1 protein-coding gene is annotated in these 1,250 nt (G+C 39.3%); it reads left to right on the top strand.

Annotated features, from left to right (window positions below; translation table 11 throughout):
- A partial coding sequence (locus ACTNDN_RS24860) for an IS4 family transposase (protein ID WP_441132568.1) occupies positions 1–1,248 on the top strand: 1,248 nt, incomplete at its 5' end.
- Positions 1,249–1,250 lie beyond the last annotated feature (2 nt).

Here is a 1,250-nt window from a genome sequence, read left to right as displayed (position 1 = left end):
TTTTCATGTGCCTATCTGTTTCAGCTTGTTTTTAGTCTAATCTTTCATCAAAAAAATTGGTTTGCCCTTGTCACTTCAAAAAAGAGCGAGCGTTATCCGGGTAAGGATACCGTCTATCGTTTTTTAAATCATTCCAAGTTTGCTTGGCGGAAATTTCTTTTATTCTTTAGTACAGCTACCATTCAAAAGGTCAGTGTGCTTACATCAATGGACCGTCCGAAAGTGCTTATTATTGATGACTCTACATTTGATCGAAATCGTAGTAAGAACGTGGAATTGCTTGCCCGTTGTTTTGATCATGCTTCCTTGAAAATGCGATTTTATAAAGGATTTCGAATGCTTACATTAGGCTGGTCAGATGGGCATACCTTCATGCCTGTTGACTTCTCTTTACTAAGCTCAAAAACCTCTTCTATTAATGGAATCAACGAAGAAATGGATAAACGATGTTCTGGTTATAAGCGTCGTGTTGAAGCTCTCCAGTCTGCGCCTGATCAAATCCCATCAATGATTGAACGGGCATTATCCAGTGGAATCGAGGCCTCTTACGTGTTGATGGACACATGGTTTACTCAACAACCTTTGATTCAGGCAATCGTCGAACAAGGGCTTGACGTTATTGGTATGGTCAAAAATGCAAAGCAACGTTATCAAATGAATGGTCAAATGGTTTCATTAAAAGAACTCTATCGGTTAGCGTCACCACTTCAAGGAAAGAAAGGGCTTCTTCGTTCCGTCATGACGACGATGAAAAACGGTGTACCCGTTAAAGTCGTGTTCGTTCAAAATCGTAATAAGAAAAGCGAATGGCTCGCGATTCTTAGCACAGATTGCACTCTTTCCGAACAAGAAATCGTCCGTATTTACGGGATTCGTTGGGATATTGAAGTGTTTTTTAAGACGACAAAATCGCTCCTTCGCTTACAGAAAGAATTTCAAGGACGCTCCTATGACTTACTTATCAGTCATACAACCATAGTTTTTACTAGATACATCATTCTATCTTGGCAAAATCGTTGCCACACAGATGAACGCACATTAGGTGGCTTATTTTATGACCTTTGTGATGAAGTAAATGAACTTGATTGGGCTGTCGCATTGCAGCAATTAATCGAGCTTCTTCAAGATGTCTTGAAGAAAACCAATAAACAAACACAACAATTACTTAAAAATCAACTATCACAATGGATTGCAGGTCTGCCTAGTTATATCAGAGCTTACCTGCCTAATTTGGTATGCGAAAGTTGAGT

The sequence above is a fragment of the Niallia sp. HCP3S3_B10 genome (assembly GCF_052064465.1).
Taxonomy (GTDB): Bacteria; Bacillota; Bacilli; order Bacillales; family Cytobacillaceae; genus Niallia; species Niallia hominis.
The sequence above is the reverse complement of the archived record's forward strand: the minus strand, read 5'-3'. Positions and strand labels throughout refer to the sequence as shown.